At 72.6% G+C, this 14549-nt stretch carries 12 protein-coding genes; 5 read left to right on the forward strand and 7 right to left on the reverse strand.

Features of this window, described 5'->3' with window-relative positions; translation table 11 throughout:
• Window positions 1-470 precede the first annotated feature (470 nt).
• Window positions 471-2108 carry an ABC-F family ATP-binding cassette domain-containing protein gene (locus ACWD0A_RS10755; protein WP_451296665.1) on the forward strand — a complete coding sequence of 546 codons (1638 nt, stop codon included), beginning with the start codon at window positions 471-473 and terminating at the stop codon, window positions 2106-2108.
• Between the two features lie 454 nt (window positions 2109-2562).
• Here the strand turns inward: ACWD0A_RS10755 and ACWD0A_RS10760 are convergent, their stop codons facing one another.
• Complete coding sequence (locus tag ACWD0A_RS10760) at window positions 2563-4950, reverse strand: Tex family protein (RefSeq protein ID WP_451296667.1); 2388 nt, start codon at window positions 4948-4950, stop codon at window positions 2563-2565.
• A 225-nt stretch (window positions 4951-5175) separates the two neighbouring features.
• Here ACWD0A_RS10760 and ACWD0A_RS10765 point away from each other — a divergent pair, with 225 nt between their 5' ends.
• The gene (locus ACWD0A_RS10765) at window positions 5176-5664 is read left to right on the forward strand and encodes a hypothetical protein (RefSeq protein WP_451296669.1); all 489 of its coding nucleotides are present in this window, start codon (window positions 5176-5178) and stop codon (window positions 5662-5664) included.
• A gap of 187 nt (window positions 5665-5851) precedes the next feature.
• On the opposite strand, the gene ACWD0A_RS10770 is transcribed toward ACWD0A_RS10765, so the two are convergent.
• Window positions 5852-6718, reverse strand: coding sequence for an SCO6745 family protein (locus tag ACWD0A_RS10770; RefSeq protein WP_451296671.1), 867 nt, complete (start codon window positions 6716-6718; stop codon window positions 5852-5854).
• Window positions 6719-6841: 123 nt separating this feature from the next.
• Between ACWD0A_RS10770 and ACWD0A_RS10775 the strand changes: the two genes are divergently transcribed.
• Both ACWD0A_RS10775 and ACWD0A_RS10780 read left to right on the forward strand, forming a co-directional pair.
• Entirely contained in the window at window positions 6842-7813 is a 972-nt protein-coding gene (locus ACWD0A_RS10775; protein ID WP_451296673.1) for a GlxA family transcriptional regulator, read from the forward strand.
• 123 nt (window positions 7814-7936) lie between these two features.
• A complete protein-coding gene (locus ACWD0A_RS10780) occupies window positions 7937-8572 on the forward strand; it encodes a DJ-1/PfpI family protein (protein WP_451296675.1) in 636 nt (211 codons plus the stop codon).
• On the opposite strand, the gene ACWD0A_RS10785 is transcribed toward ACWD0A_RS10780, so the two are convergent.
• On the reverse strand, window positions 8559-9335 hold the full coding sequence (locus ACWD0A_RS10785; protein ID WP_451296677.1) for an enoyl-CoA hydratase/isomerase family protein: 777 nt from the start codon (window positions 9333-9335) through the stop codon (window positions 8559-8561). The two genes, ACWD0A_RS10780 and ACWD0A_RS10785, sit on opposite strands and share 14 nt — an antisense overlap.
• Before the next feature lie 242 nt (window positions 9336-9577).
• On the opposite strand from ACWD0A_RS10785, the gene ACWD0A_RS10790 reads away from it, so the two are divergent.
• A complete protein-coding gene (locus tag ACWD0A_RS10790) occupies window positions 9578-10054 on the forward strand; it encodes an ATP-binding protein (RefSeq protein ID WP_451296678.1) in 477 nt (158 codons plus the stop codon).
• Between the two features lie 51 nt (window positions 10055-10105).
• Here ACWD0A_RS10790 and idi read toward each other — a convergent pair whose 3' ends face one another.
• The 4 genes from idi to galE all read right to left on the reverse strand — a co-directional run bounded on the left by idi (window position 10106) and on the right by galE (window position 14420).
• Window positions 10106-10699: an isopentenyl-diphosphate Delta-isomerase gene (gene idi, locus ACWD0A_RS10795; RefSeq protein WP_451296680.1), complete on the reverse strand. Its 594-nt coding sequence runs from the start codon at window positions 10697-10699 to the stop codon at window positions 10106-10108.
• A gap of 132 nt (window positions 10700-10831) precedes the next feature.
• A complete protein-coding gene (locus ACWD0A_RS10800) occupies window positions 10832-12103 on the reverse strand; it encodes a GNAT family N-acetyltransferase (RefSeq protein WP_451296682.1) in 1272 nt (423 codons plus the stop codon).
• Window positions 12104-12353: 250 nt separating this feature from the next.
• The gene (locus ACWD0A_RS10805; protein ID WP_451296684.1) at window positions 12354-13295 is read right to left on the reverse strand and encodes a cation diffusion facilitator family transporter; all 942 of its coding nucleotides are present in this window, start codon (window positions 13293-13295) and stop codon (window positions 12354-12356) included.
• Between the two features lie 141 nt (window positions 13296-13436).
• On the reverse strand, window positions 13437-14420 hold the full coding sequence (galE, locus tag ACWD0A_RS10810) for a UDP-glucose 4-epimerase GalE (RefSeq protein ID WP_451296686.1): 984 nt from the start codon (window positions 14418-14420) through the stop codon (window positions 13437-13439).
• Between the last annotated feature and the right edge of the window lie 129 nt (window positions 14421-14549).

A 14549-nucleotide genomic window follows, 5' to 3' on the forward strand; every position in this document is an offset into this window, starting at 1 on the left:
TCTGTTCCGTCTGCTTGTTCCATTGATCGCCTTCTTCGAGGCGACTCGGCGATTGAGCGTAGAGGCGGACTCAGAGGGTCCGGTTTTCGCCATAACCTGGAACGTAACTCGCGTCGCAGCATGCGTCGTCGCCGTGGCTCTCATGGGACACACGTTGTGGAGCTGGCGCGTTCGGCGTAGCCGAGCCGACGGGCGAACGGAAGCTGCCGCGCCTGCACGGCGTCTCTGACGCCTCGTTATGACGTTATCCACAGGCGCGAACGTTCCGTGCTGATCCGGCTCGGTGAGCGCATCGGCGACCCACGTTTCATGGAGAACACTTACCGTGACCATCCCGACGTTGGCCCGCCAACCACCGATCAACGACCTCGCCAACTACAAATAAACGCATCGCGGCGACCAGCAATGGTCCGCTATCAAGCCGCCACCGATCAAAGTCACACCGGCGCTGGCCTAGGATCGGCCTCCTGATGACTGCCACTCTCGTCGCGAAGGACCTCGCCGCCGGCCACGGCGAGCGTTCGCTCTTCTCCGGCCTCGATCTCGTCGTCGCACCGGGCGACGTCATCGGCCTCGTCGGTGTCAACGGCGCGGGGAAGTCCACGCTCCTGCGCCTGCTCGGCGGACTCGACCGCCCCGAACAGGGCGAGCTGCGGCTCTCGCCGCCCACCGCGACCGTCGGCCACCTCCCGCAGGAGCCGGATCGCCGCGAGGGCGAGTCCGTACGGGACTTCCTCGCCCGCCGCACCGGCGTCGCCGCCGCGCAGGCCGCCATGGACGAGGCCACCCAGGGCCTCGTCGACGGGGCGCCCGGCGCGGACGACGCCTATGCGGTGAGCCTGGAGCGCTGGCTCGGCCTGGGTGGGGCAGATCTCGACGAGCGCGCCGAGGAGGTCGCCGACTCGCTCGGGCTCGCCGTCGGCCTCGACCAGCCGATGACCTCGCTCTCCGGCGGTCAGGCCGCCCGCGCCGGACTGGCGTCCCTTCTGCTGTCCCGCTACGACCTCTTCCTGCTCGACGAGCCCACCAACGACCTCGACCTGGACGGACTGGAGCGACTGGAGCGCTTCGTCCAGGGCCTGCGCGCGGGCACCGTGGTCGTGAGCCACGACCGCGAGTTCCTGACCCGCACGGTCACCAAGGTCCTCGAACTCGACCTGGCCCAGCAGCAGATCACCCTCTACGGCGGCGGTTACGCGGCCTATCTGGAGGAGCGCGAGACGGCCCGCCGTCACGCGCGCGAGGAGTACGAGGAGTACGCCGACAAGAAGGCCGCCCTGGAGGGCCGCGCCCATATGCAGCGCTCCTGGATGGACAAGGGCGTGAAGAACGCCCGCCGCAAGGCGACCGACAACGACAAGATCGGCCGCAAGATGCGCAGCGAGGCGAGCGAGAAGCAGGCGGCGAAGGCCCGCCAGACGCAGCGCATGATCGAACGGCTCGACGCGGTCGACGAGCCGCGCAAGGAGTGGGAGCTGCGGATGGAGATCGCCGCCGTGCCGCGCTCCGGTTCCGTGGTCGCGACCCTGCGCGAGGCCGAGGTCCGGCGCGGCGACTTCCGCTTCGGTCCGGCGTCCCTCCAGATCGACTGGGCCGACCGGGTCGCGATCACCGGCGCGAACGGTGCGGGCAAGTCGACGCTGCTCGCCGCGCTCCTCGGCCGCCTCGACCTCGACGCCGGGCACGCCTCGCTCGGCTCGGGTGTCGTCGTCGGCGAGGTCGACCAGACGCGGAAGCTGTTCCACGGGACGCAGTCGCTGCTGGACGCGTTCTGCGCGGCCGTCCCCGACACCGAACCGGCCGACGTCCGCACGCTGCTGGCCAAGTTCGGGCTCAAGGCCGGGCACGTGCTGCGCCCGGCGACCTCCCTCTCCCCGGGCGAACGCACCCGCGCGGCCCTGGCGCTGCTCCAGGGCCGCGGGGTCAATCTGCTGGTCCTGGACGAGCCGACCAACCACCTCGACCTGCCCGCCATCGAGCAGTTGGAGTCGGCGCTCGATTCCTACACGGGCACGCTGCTGCTGGTCACCCACGACCGACGGATGCTGGACGCCGTCCGCACCACGCGCCGCGTCGAGGTGGCCGGGGGAAAGGTGACCGAGCAGTGACCCCGGCGGCCGCGCAGGCGCACAGCGCGGCCGCCGCCCACCGGGGCACCGGCACCGTCCGGCCGCGTCAGCCCGCGGACGCCGTGCCTGCCGTTGCCCGCCACCGGTTGCCCGTCGACCCGCGTGCGGGCGGAGAGCCGCCCCGTCCCCGCGCCAGGGTGTCCGCGGCGCGATGCTGCCGCCTGCGGGATGGGGGCGTCGGCCCTACGTACCGGCCCATCCCCGCGCCAGGGTGTCCGCGGCGCGATGCTGCCGCCTGGCGGGATGGGGGCGTCGGCCCTACCGCCCCACCCCTCGGGGGTCCGCGGCGCGAAGCTGCCGCCGGGGGTCTCGGGACCTCGCCCCCACGTACCGCCCCATCCCCCGCCAGGGGGTCTGGGGCGCAGCCCCAGTTACGGGAAGGGGCGGGGCGGGGGGAGACTTCCCCCGCCCCGCCGAGCCCGCGCCCCGCGCCTCAGCCGCGCCGGCCGCCCCCGCCCTTCGGGTCCAGCAGCCCCGCCTTGCGCAGGGCGTCGGCCATCGCGCTGTTCGCCGGGGCGGGAGCCTGACGGGCGCCGCCACCGCCGTTGCCGCCCGCACCGCGGCGGTCGCGTCCGCCACCGCCCTGGCGCTGCTGCGGCGGACGCCCACCGCGCTCCCGCCTCGGCGCGCCGGCCCCGCCCGACGGAGCCGACGCGTCGTCGTCCAGCCGCAGGGTCAGCGAGATCCGCTTGCGCGGGATGTCGACGTCGAGCACCTTCACCTTGACCACGTCACCGGGCTTCACCACGTCGCGCGGGTCCTTGACGAACGTCTTCGACATCGCCGACACATGGACCAGACCGTCCTGGTGGACGCCGACGTCCACGAACGCCCCGAACGCGGCGACATTCGTGACGACGCCCTCCAGCACCATTCCGGAGGCCAGGTCGCCGATCTTCTCCACGCCCTCCTTGAACGTCGCCGTCCTGAAGGCGGGCCGCGGGTCGCGCCCCGGCTTCTCCAGCTCGCGCAGGATGTCCGTCACCGTCGGCAGACCGAAGGTCTCGTCCACGAAGTCGTCCGCCCGCAGCGACCGCAGCACACCGGTGTTGCCGATCAGGGAGGCGACCTCGCCTCCCGCCGTCTTCACCATCCGACGCACCACCGGGTACGCCTCCGGGTGGACGCTGGACGCGTCCAGCGGGTCGTCACCGCCCCGGATCCGCAGGAAGCCCGCGCACTGCTCGTACGCCTTCGGGCCGAGCCGCGCCACGTCCTTGAGCGCCTTGCGGGAACGGAAGGGACCGTGGGAGTCGCGGTGGGCCACGATGTTCTCGGCGAGGCCCGCGCCGATGCCCGAGACACGCGAAAGCAGCGGCGCGGACGCCGTGTTGACGTCGACGCCGACACCGTTCACACAGTCCTCGACCACCGTGTCCAGCGAACGCGACAGCTTCACCTCGGACAGGTCGTGCTGGTACTGTCCGACCCCGATCGACTTGGGGTCGATCTTCACCAGCTCGGCGAGCGGGTCCTGCAGCCGCCGCGCGATCGACACGGCCCCGCGCAGCGACACGTCGAGGCCGGGCAGTTCCTGGGAGGCGAACGCGGACGCCGAGTACACCGAGGCCCCGGCCTCCGAGACCATGACCTTGGTCAGGCCCAGCTCGGGGTGCCTGGCGATGAGTTCACCGGCGAGCTTGTCGGTCTCGCGGGACGCCGTGCCGTTGCCGATCGCGACCAGTTCGACCGCGTGCTCCTTCGCCAGTCGGGCCAGCTTCGCCAGAGCCTCGTCCCACTTGTTGGCCGGGACGTGCGGGTAGATCGTGTCGGTCGCCACGACCTTGCCGGTCGCGTCCACGACGGCGACCTTCACGCCGGTACGGAAGCCGGGGTCGAGCCCGAGCGTGGCGCGCGTGCCGGCGGGCGCGGCCAGCAGCAGGTCCCGCAGGTTCGCCGCGAAGACCCGCACCGCCTCGTCCTCGGCGGCCGTACGCAGCCGCAGCCGCAGGTCGATGCCGAGGTGGACGAGGATCCAGGTCCGCCAGGCCCAGCGCACGGTGTCGCCGAGCCACTTGTCACCGGGCCGCCCCTGCTGCGCGATGCCGAAGCGGGAAGCGACGATCCCCTCGTACGACGACGGGCCGTCCACCGGCTCCTCGGGTTCCAGGACGAGGTCGAGGATCTCCTCCTTCTCGCCGCGGAACATCGCGAGGATGCGGTGCGAGGGGAGCTCGGTGAACGCCTCGGCGAAGTCGAAGTAGTCGGCGAACTTGGCGCCCGCCTCCTCCTTGCCCTCGCGGACCTTCGCCGCGAGCCGGCCCCGCGTCCACATCCGCTCGCGCAGCTCACCGATCAGGTCGGCGTCCTCGGAGAAACGCTCCGTCAGGATGGCCCGCGCGCCCTCCAGCGCCGCGGCCGCATCGGCGACGCCCTTCTCCGCGTCGACGAACGCCGCGGCCGCCGCGAGCGGCTCCACGGACGGGTCGCCGAGCAGGCCCTCCGCCAGCGGTTCGAGGCCGGCCTCACGGGCAATCTGCGCCTTGGTGCGCCGCTTGGGCTTGAAGGGCAGGTAGATGTCCTCCAGCCGCGCCTTCGTGTCGGCGGCCCGGATCTGCGCCTCGACCTCGTCGGTGAGCTTCCCCTGCTCCCGGACGGACTCCAGGATCGCGGTCCGCCGCTCCTCCAGCTCCCGCAGATACCGCAGCCGCTCCTCGAGCGTGCGCAGCTGCGCGTCGTCGAGCATCTCGGTCGCTTCCTTGCGGTAGCGCGCGATGAACGGCACGGTCGACCCGCCGTCGAGCAGCTCGACGGCCGCCTTCACCTGCCGCTCGCGTACGCCGAGCTCCTCGGCGATCCTGCCTTCGATGGACGTGGTCACGGTTTCCCGACTCGCCTTCTCGTGCTGGCTGTGCTTGAGCCTGCATTGTGCCGGGTGCCGCCCTGCCGTGTCGCGCGCCGCCGCGGCGAAGAAGCACGGCCTTCGGGGCTTTCGTTCCCTTTGTCCGCTCGCTCGACCGGGGCGGACCGGCCGGTGTATACCCGAGCCGCCCTGTACCGAGTGCATTCGCTCCAGCGATGCGCGCCGACCGAAAGCCGGATTGTCATGACATCGACGCCAGTCAACGAGGAGCCCTCGTCCGCGGAGGACTCCGGGCCCGGGACGGAGACGGCCGGGAAGCCGGACCGGACGGCGGTCGTCATCGCCGCGGTGCTGATCCTCGTCTGCGGCGGACTCGTCGGCTACGGCCTGCTCGGCTCGGACGACAAGCCCGCGGCCAAGCCCGTTCCCACCGCCGAGGTCACGTACGAGGTGCAGGGCAAGGGGACGGTCGAGATCTCGTACCAGGCCCGCAGCGAGGACGGGGCGGCGACGGTCGAGAGCGACGTGGAACTGCCGTGGAAGAAGACGGTACGGGTGCCGCTCGGCAAGGACCCGTCCGTCGGCATCGTGCTGGACGAGAAGGGCGGCGAGGCGAGCTGCACGCTCGCCATTCGCGGCGAGCACGTCCAGCGCGCCACCGCTTTCGGCGAATTCGGCCGCGCGACCTGCACCGGCGCTCTCCCGGCGCCCACCCCGGCCCCCACGGACTGATCCACCGCCCGGCCCGGCAGGAGCCGGCTGCGCCCCGGCGCGGACGGAGGGCTGTCGTCCCGCCTTGCGGGGCGACAGCCCTCCGTCCGAACAGGCCCCGCGGGCAACCCCGTCGGCCCGAGGCCCCTGGCCCGGCGGCCACGCGGGCGCAGCCCCAGGGAGGTTCGGCCGGAACGGCGGTGCGGCGTCAGGCCGGCCGGCCCGTCGCGTCCGCGGGGAACGCGCCCGCAGCGAACGCCGTCATCAGGAAGCCACGGCCCAGCTCGGTCAGGCGCTCGACGGACGGCGCGCCCAGGTGTTCGTACGGTGCGAGGTCCATACGGTCCGTCTGCTCCTCGACCTCGTCGCGCAGCGCCGTGCCCGCTTCCGTCAACGCCCCCTCGGCGTCCAGCAGTCCGCGTTCCCGCAGGCGGTCCTGCGCCGACTCCCAGTCCGCGCGGCCCCAGCCGCGCGTCGCGAGGATCCAGCGCGGCGCCATGCCCTTGCCGGTCGCCGTGTGGCTCACCAGCGCCTCCAGCGGATCCAGGCCCGCGAGCAGCAGCGCGGCCAGATGGGCGTCGCCGCGGTGCTCGCGCAGCAGGGTCGCCGCGTGCCAGAACGCGAGGTGCGGTTCGGTGGGCACCGGCAGGTCGGCGTGCGCGGCGTACAGCGGCCGGGCGTACCGCGTGCACGCCTCCGTGGCGCGCAGGGCGAGTTCCGCCGCCTCGGCCAGTTCCTTCGACGCGATGACGTCCTCGCCGAGCAGCCGCCGCAGCGTCGCGTCGGCGGCGCGCAGCCGGGCCGCAAGCACCGTCTCGGGGGACGCGGTGTCCCACACCGCGGGCAGGTGCCGGGCGATCAGCTCCGGGTTGAAGTTGTAGAAGGTCGCGGCGACCGCGCCCGGCCCGACCGCGCCCAGCGCCGCGGAACGCGCCGCGAAGTAGGCCGCGGAGGCATCCTGGATGCCGACGCCGGCGAGTTCCGTGCCCAGGTCGGGCGAGAAGTACACCGTGGAGTGCAGCGGGTTCAGCGCGTTGTGGCATCGGCGTCCCGCATGCGGGGGAAGAGAGCTCATGACCGTAGGTTACCGACTGGTTGGTACGTCGGTACAGGAAGCCGTGCAGTCCCGTCTTCGATGGCAGGAAAGGTGGGACATTCGTCATTGCGGCCATCCCGGCCCCGAGCGAAGGATGGGGGCATGGCAGAGCGATCCGTCCTGGTCGTCCTCTTCGACGACGTGCAGAGCCTCGACGTGAGCGGACCGGTGGAGGTCTTCGCCGGCGCGGGCAAGGCGATCGGCGACCCGGCGGCGTACCCGATCCGTACGGCGACCCTGGACGGAGCCCCCGTCCGGACCTCCAGCGGCCTCACCCTCGTCCCGGACCTCGCTCTCGCCGACGCCCCGCGCCCGCACACCCTCCTCGTCCCCGGCGGCCAAGGAACCCGCCGCCCCGACGGACGGGTGATCGACTGGCTCCGTGAGCACGGGGCGCGCGCCGAACGGCTGGTCTCCGTGTGCACGGGCGCCCTGCTCCTCGCCGAGGCGGGACTGCTCGACGGGCGGCGCGCCACCACCCACTGGACCGCCTGCGACCACTTCGCCCGCGCCCACCCGGCGGTCGAGGTCGACCCCGACCCGATCTTCGTCCGCGACGGCCGGGTGTCCACCTCCGCCGGTGTCACGGCGGGAATCGACCTGGCCCTCGCGCTCGTGGAGGAGGACCTCGGACGGGACGTGGCACTCACCGTGGCGCGCCACCTCGTCGTGTTCCTGCGCCGGCCGGGCGGCCAGGCGCAGTTCAGCGCCCAGCTCGCCGCCCAGACCGCCCGGCGCGAACCGCTGCGCGAGGTCCAGCACTGGGTCACCGAGCACCCCGCGGCCGACCTGTCGGTGGAGGCGCTCGCGGGCCGGGCACGCCTGTCGCCGCGCCACTTCGCGCGCGCCTTCCAGGCCGAGACCGGCATGACCCCCGGCCGCTACGTCGAACGCGTACGCCTCGAACACGCCCGGCGGCTCCTGGAGGACACCGGGGACGGGGTCGCGCTCGTCTCGCGCGCCTGCGGCTACGGCACCCCCGAGGCCATGCGCCGGGCCTTCGTCAAGGCGCTCGGCGTCGCGCCCGCCGAGTACCGCCGCCGTTTCCGCGCGGCGGGCGCGCCCGCCGCCTGAACCGTCGCGCCACCTGAACCACCGGGCCCGCGCATCACCGGGCCCGCGCATCACTGGGCCCGTGCACGAGCGCGCCCGCGCGCCGTCGACCCGCCCCACCCCGCCCACCGAAGGGACCCTTCCATGCAGATCGCCTTCCTGCTCTTCGACCGCTTCACGGCCCTCGACGCCGTCGGCCCCTACGAGGTGCTCTGCCGCCTCCCCGGCGCGGAGGTCGTCTTCGTCGCCGAGCGCCCCGGCCTCGTGGCGAACGACCGGGGGCAGCTGTCCCTCGTCGCCACGAAGAGCTTCGACGAGGTGCCCGCCCCGGACGTCGTCGTCGTACCCGGCGGGCCCGGCCAGAGCGACCAGATGGAGAACGAGGCACTGCTCGGCTGGCTGCGCACCGCCGACGCGACCTCCACGTGGACCACCTCCGTGTGCACGGGCTCGCTGCTGCTGGCCGCGGCCGGGCTGCTGAAGGGGCGCGAGGCGACCTCGCACTGGCTCGCGCTCGACATGCTCAGGTCGTTCGGCGCCGAGCCCACCGGCCGCCGCGTCGTGACCGACGGCAAGTACGTCACGGCCGCCGGGGTGTCCTCGGGCATCGACATGGGTCTGACCCTGGTCGGCAGGCTGGCCGGTGACGAGCACGCGCAGGCCGTGCAGCTGCTGACCGAGTACGACCCCCAGCCGCCCTACGACGCCGGATCGCCGGAGAAGGCGCCCGCCCACCTCGTGGAGGAGTTCCGCACCAAGAGCCGGTTCATCCTCCGGTAGGACCCGGCGCCCAGCCGAAGCGCGGTGCCCTGCGCTCCAGGAAGGCGGCGACGCCCTCGGCGGTGTCGCCGCTCCCGCGCGCCTGCTCCGCCCAGTACGCGTCCCGGTCGGTGCGGCCGGCGGCGAACTCCTTGGCGGCGCACTGCGTCAGCTGCGAACGCGAGGCGAGGACGCGGGTGAACCCGGCCGCACGCCGGCCCAGTTCGCCCTCGGACAGCACCTCGTCCACCAGCCCGGTGCGCAGTGCCCGGTCCGCGTCGATCAACTCACCCGAGAACAAGAGGTACTTGGCTGCCGCCGGGCCCACCAGTGAGGCCAGCCGACGGGTGGAGGCCGCCGGGTAGACGATGCCGAGCTTCGAGGGCGTCACACCGAACTGCGCGTCGTCCGCGGCGAACCGCAGGTCGCACGCGGCGGCGAGCTGGCAGCCGCCGCCCACACAGTACCCGCGCACCACGGCGAGCGTCGGCTTGGGGAAGGCGGCGAGCGCCTCCTCCGCGCGGACCGCGAGCGCCTGCGGGTCCTCGCCGGGTTCGCGCAGCGAGGAGATGTCCGCGCCCGCGCAGAAGGTCTTGCCCTCTCCGGTCAGCACCAGCGTCCGCACAACGGGGTCGCCGGCCAGTTCGTCGAGCAGTTCGGGCAGGGCGCGCCACATCCCGGCGGTCATCGCGTTGCGCTTGGCGGGATTGCTGATCACGACGGTGGCGACACCGTCCTCGACGGTGTGCGTCAGTTGCGGCTGCGGGGACTGGGACGGCTCCATGCGCCGGATGCTATCCGCCCGGGTGGGCGGGGCTCACGGCGGGGAAAAGACTGCTGAAACGATCGGCCGGGCGAACCGCGCAGAAGGAGCTCCGGACCAGTCGCACAACTGACGCTGTCATACGCAATCGGTCAGAAGACGCTGAAAGGTGATCAGTTCTGTTCAGCTGCTCGGCGCTCACCGACTGACCTCCAACACTTATTAACTCGATGGTCAGTGGCAAACGAGCCGAGGGTGAAACTATGGAGAGCCGCGGGAGCGTGCCCGCCCGGCCGCTGTCGTACGAGGGGGTCTGGCGCTTCACCGCTCCGGCGGTCGACGTCTCCGTCCCGCAGGCCCGCCGCGCGGTGCGGGACCTGCTGGCACGTCAGGGGGTCCCGGTCGCGGACGAGGTGGTGCACGGACTCCTGCTGATCGTCTCCGAGCTGGTCACCAACGCCGTACGGCACGCGGCCCTGCTCTCGCCCGAGGTCGCCGTCGAGGTCGCCGTCGGCGCCCAGTGGGTCCGCGTGTCCGTCGAGGACAACCATCCCTACCGGCCCAAGGCACTGGAGGCCGACTCCGCGCAGACGGGCGGCCGGGGCCTGCTGCTCGTACGGGAGATCACCCGTGAAGCGGGCGGCCTGTGCGACGTCGAGCACACCGCGAGCGGAGGCAAGATCATCTGGGCCGAGCTGCCGCTGGTCCCGGTGCTGAACGGTGAGGCCACCCCGATCTAGTCCGCGACCGCGCGGGTGCGGCCCGCACCCGGGCCGCGTCACCCGCACGTCTCACCAGCCGCCGGACGGCCCCGTCAGTTCCCTGACCGCCGGGCGCGCGGCGTCCAGCACCGTCATGAACCACGCCGAGAACGTGGCCCGGCCGTGCAGCTCCTTCAGCTCGGCGGGCGTCACGAACGCCGTCTCGCCGACCTCCTCGGGGTCCGGCCGGAGCGCGGACTGCACCATGCCGACGAAGAGGTGGTTGTACTCCTGCTCCACCAGCCCCGACGCCGGGTCGGGATGGTTGTAGCGCACCGTGCCGGCCTCCGCGAGCAGGGACGGCGAGACCCCGAGCTCCTCGTACGTACGCCGGGCGGCGGCCGCGAACGGCGCCTCACCGGGGTAGGGGTGTCCGCAGCAGGTGTTCGACCAGACACCGGGGGAGTGGTACTTGGTGAGCGCGCGGCGCTGGAGCAGCAGCCGGCCGTGCTCGTCGAAGAGGAAAACGGAGAACGCGCGGTGCAGCCGGCCGGGCGGCTGATGGGCGGAGAGCTTCTCCGCGGTGCCGATGGTATGGCCCTGTTCGTCGACCAGTTCGAGCAGGATCGCTGGTGATGTGCCGTTCGACGAACTGTTCGCCGCAGTGGCTGGTGTGATCGGCATGACCATCCTTCGCATCGTTCCTCGGCCCCGGGAGTCTGCCCAGTCTGCCGCAAAAACGGTGCTTGTCCGCACTTCGGCGGCCTGGCATGTCCGCCCCGCGGCGCGGTGCGCACGGCGGGGCGGACGGACGTGTCAGACCCCGAAGGCCGCCGGGTAGCGGATCTCACCGCGCGGAACCGCGGCCGATCCGTCCAGCATCAGCGCCATCACGGCCTCGTCCGGCACCTCGAAACCTGGCCTGATTCCGTACCGGGACGCGCGCTCGAAACCGAACCGCGGGTAGTACTCCGGATGCCCGAGCACCACCACCAGGCCCTCACCGCGCGCCCGCGCCGCGTCCAGCACGGCCCGCACCACAGCCTGCCCCGCGCCCTGACGCCAGTACCGGGGCGCGGTCGCCACCGGGGCCAGCGCGAGCGCGGGCGCGTCGCCCACACGGCACCGCGTGAGCAGCGCGTACGCCGCGGGGGAGCTTCCCCCACAGCCTCCGGCGTGGGAGGTACCCCCGGCGGCCTCCGCGATGTACGACAGTCCCAGCCACGCCTCGCCGTCCTTGCGGAGCGCGTCCACCAGGGCCGCCTCGTCCGGCGTGGGGAAGGCGGCCGTGTTCAGCTCGCGGACCGCGTCGGCGTCGGCCGCCGTCTCGGGGCGGGTGCGCCAGCGGGGGTCGGCAGGACGCAGCACATAGCCGGTGTAGCCGTACTCCGCGCCGTGCTCGCGGCGCATGGCGATCTCCTCGCGCGTGGCGGCGAGGGCCTCGGCCATGCCGGGCGCCGCGGGATCCGCGGCGTCGGCCCGCGCGGCCGGCGGGCCGTAGTACTCGTCCCAGTCGGTCTCCGGCTGGCGGTGCACCGAGAGGATCGCGTATCCGGCGGCGGACGCCGCAGCGCAGTTTCCGGCGGTCGTACGCAGCCGGTGGTGCCGGTCCCAGAAGGCGCGGGCGGCGGCCGAGGGCTCGGCCGTCCACTCGCACTCGGTCAGGACGAGGGAACCGCCCGGGGCGAGCAGCCGCCGCCACGCGGCGAGGGCCGTGTCGAAGCCGATGGAGTAGGCGGAGCTCTCCGCCCAGACGAGATCGAACGACCCGTCAGGGAAGGGGAGGTCGCCCATGTCGGCGCCGACGGTACGGATGGCGTCACCGAGCCCGCGGGCGTCGGCGGACTGCCGCAGTTCGTCGAGGAACGGCTGGTGCAGGTCGACCGCGGTCACCTGTGCGCCGGCCTCGGCGGCCAGCAGCAGTGCGGAACGGCCCGGGCCGCAGCCCAGGTCGAGCACCCGCGGACGCGCGGGCAGCGGTCCCGCGGCGGCGAGCAGCCGCAGCGAGGTGGCGTCGGAACCGGGGCCCTGCCGCGGAAGACCGTGGTGCAGGGCGAAGAAGGCGTCGTGCGATGCGTTGTCGGACAACGAAGAAACCCTTGTGTGTGAAAGGGCTCCGGCCGACGGCACGACCGGGTCCGGTGGACGGACCGGGTCGGATCAGTGGTGGCCGGGAGCCCGGAAGCGGATGACGGACCGGGCGTGCGCAGGGACGGGGGTACCACCACGCCGCCAGGCGTAGGGGGACTCCATTGCGGCAGTCATCAACCTCAGCTCCTCTCAAAGGTTCGGCCGGGGCGCGATCGCCCCGGCCGAACGCCAACAACAAGGCGCCCGCTCAGTGACAGAGTTTCGCCTCGTGCTCCGCGTGCCCGACGGGCTCCAGCTGGAACGTGCAGTGCTCGACGTCGAAGTGGTCGCCGATGCAGCCCTGGAGTTCGTGGAGGAGCTTCTCGTACCCCACCGCGTCCAGCACGTCCTGGGTCACCACCACATGGGCGGAGAGCACCGGCATGCCCGAGGTGATCGTCCAGGCGTGCAGGTCGTGCACGTCCTCCACGCCCGGCAGCGCCAGCATGTGCGCCCGGACCTCGCCCATGTCGACGCCCTTGGGCGCCGCCTCGAGCAGCACGTTGAGCGTCTCGCGCAGCAGCCGCAGCGTGCGCGGGACGATCATGAGGCCGATGACGAGGGACGCGATCGGGTCGGCGTACTGCCAGCCCGTGCCCAGGATGATGCCGGCCGACACCAGCACGGTGACCGAGCCGAGCGCGTCGGCGAGCACCTCCAGGTAGGCGCCGCGGACGTTCAGGCTCTCCTTCTGGCCGCGTACCAGGAGGGAGAGCGAGATCATGTTGGCGACCAGGCCGACGAGGGCGAACGCGACGGTCAGGCCGCCGCGGGTCTCGGCCGGTGTGATGAAGCGCTCGACCGCCTCGAACAGCAGGTAGCCGCCGACGCCGAGCAGCAGCAGGCAGTTGGCGAGCGCGGCGAGGATCTCCGCCCTCGCGAAGCCGAAGGTGCGGTTCAGCCCGGCCGGACGGTTGGCGAAGTGGATGGCGAGCAGGGCCATGGCCAGTCCGACGGCGTCCGTCGCCATGTGGGCGGCGTCCGCGATCAAGGCGAGCGAGCCGGACAGCACACCACCGACGATCTCGAGAACCATCACGCCCAGCGTGATGGAGAGGGCGATGCGAAGCCGTCCCTTGTAGGCGGCGGCCGCGGTCCCCGTCGGCGGCGGCCCGCCGTGCGTATGCCCGTGGTCGTGCCCAGCCCCCATGAGGATGCCTCCAAGCCGGTGTCGGCGGTGTCGTCCAGGCCTCAGTGAACTACGGGTGGGGGGTATGGTCAACACGGCACTGAACACCGTTGTCATGTGCCCTGACCTGCGGAAATGTGTGCAGGTCAGACGCTTGTGCGATCAGCGGGCCGCGGCTTCGGGGTGCCGACGGAGCCAGCCCTCCCAGGCGGACTCGACCATCTCCCGTACCCCGTACGAGGCCGTCCAGCCCAGTTCCTTGGTGATCAGATCGACCGAGGCGACCGCCTTCGCGGCGTCCCCGGGCCGGCGCTCCTCCACGACGGGGACGAAGGGCCGGCCGGTGACCTCGCCCACCAGATCGGCGAGCTCGCGCACCGAGACCCCCACACCGCGTCCGATGTTCACCGTCAGATCGCCGGCGGCGTCCGGTTCGGCCAGCCGCCGGGCCACGGCCAGATGCGCGTCGGCCAGGTCCGCGACGTGGATGTAGTCGCGGATGCACGTGCCGTCCGGTGTCGGATAGTCCGCACCGAAGATGCGCGGGGCCTCGCCCCGCGTGATCCGGTCGAAGAACATCGGGATGATGTTGAACGCGCCCGTGTCCGACAGCGCGGGCGCGGCAGAGCCCGCCACGTTGAAGTACCGCAGGCAGGCCGTGGCCAGGCCGTGAGCGCGGCCCGCCGCCCGCACCAGCCACTCACCGGTGAGCTTCGTCTCCCCGTACGGATTAATCGGCGCACAGGGCGCGCTCTCCGGGACGAGGTCCGTCTCCGGCATCCCGTACACGGCCGCCGACGACGAGAACAGGAACCGCCGCACCCCCGCCGCGACGACCGCCTCCAGCAGGACCGTCAGGCCGTGCACGTTCTCCCGGTAGTAGCGCAACGGCTGCTCGACGGACTCCCCGACCTGCTTCTTCGCCGCGAGATGGACGACGCCGGTGACCCCGTGGTCGGCGAGTGTGCGGGCCACGAGCTCCTGGTCGAGCACGGAACCGCGTACCAGCGGGACGCTCTCCGGCAGACGCTCACGAATGCCCGAGGACAGGTCGTCGAGCACCACGACCCGCTCACCGGCAGCCGTCATGGCATGCGCCACATGCGCGCCGATATAACCCGCTCCACCTGTGATCAGCCAAGTCATGACGGCCACCCTAGGCCGTGTCCCCGGTGCCCCGTCCCCGCACGCGGTGTCCGCCGCCGTGTCCCGTTCCCTTCAGGCCCCCTGGCCCTGCCCCGGCGTCCGGCCGCGGTTTGTCCGGCGAGGCGGTGA

The organism is Streptomyces sp. NPDC002867, from assembly GCF_053591895.1.

Excerpts from the sequence above, each read along its gene's own strand:
- ACWD0A_RS10755 (WP_451296665.1), top strand. The coding sequence starts at position 471 with ATGACTGCCACTCTCGTCGCGAAGGACCTCGCCGCCGGCCACGGCGAG.
- ACWD0A_RS10765 (WP_451296669.1), top strand. The coding sequence starts at position 5,176 with ATGACATCGACGCCAGTCAACGAGGAGCCCTCGTCCGCGGAGGACTCC.
- ACWD0A_RS10770 (WP_451296671.1), bottom strand. The coding sequence starts at position 6,718 with ATGAGCTCTCTTCCCCCGCATGCGGGACGCCGATGCCACAACGCGCTG.
- ACWD0A_RS10775 (WP_451296673.1), top strand. The coding sequence starts at position 6,842 with ATGGCAGAGCGATCCGTCCTGGTCGTCCTCTTCGACGACGTGCAGAGC.
- ACWD0A_RS10780 (WP_451296675.1), top strand. The coding sequence starts at position 7,937 with ATGCAGATCGCCTTCCTGCTCTTCGACCGCTTCACGGCCCTCGACGCC.
- ACWD0A_RS10785 (WP_451296677.1), bottom strand. The coding sequence starts at position 9,335 with ATGGAGCCGTCCCAGTCCCCGCAGCCGCAACTGACGCACACCGTCGAG.
- ACWD0A_RS10790 (WP_451296678.1), top strand. The coding sequence starts at position 9,578 with ATGGAGAGCCGCGGGAGCGTGCCCGCCCGGCCGCTGTCGTACGAGGGG.
- idi (WP_451296680.1), bottom strand. The coding sequence starts at position 10,699 with ATGCCGATCACACCAGCCACTGCGGCGAACAGTTCGTCGAACGGCACA.
- ACWD0A_RS10805 (WP_451296684.1), bottom strand. The coding sequence starts at position 13,295 with ATGGGGGCTGGGCACGACCACGGGCATACGCACGGCGGGCCGCCGCCG.
- galE (WP_451296686.1), bottom strand. The coding sequence starts at position 14,420 with ATGACTTGGCTGATCACAGGTGGAGCGGGTTATATCGGCGCGCATGTG.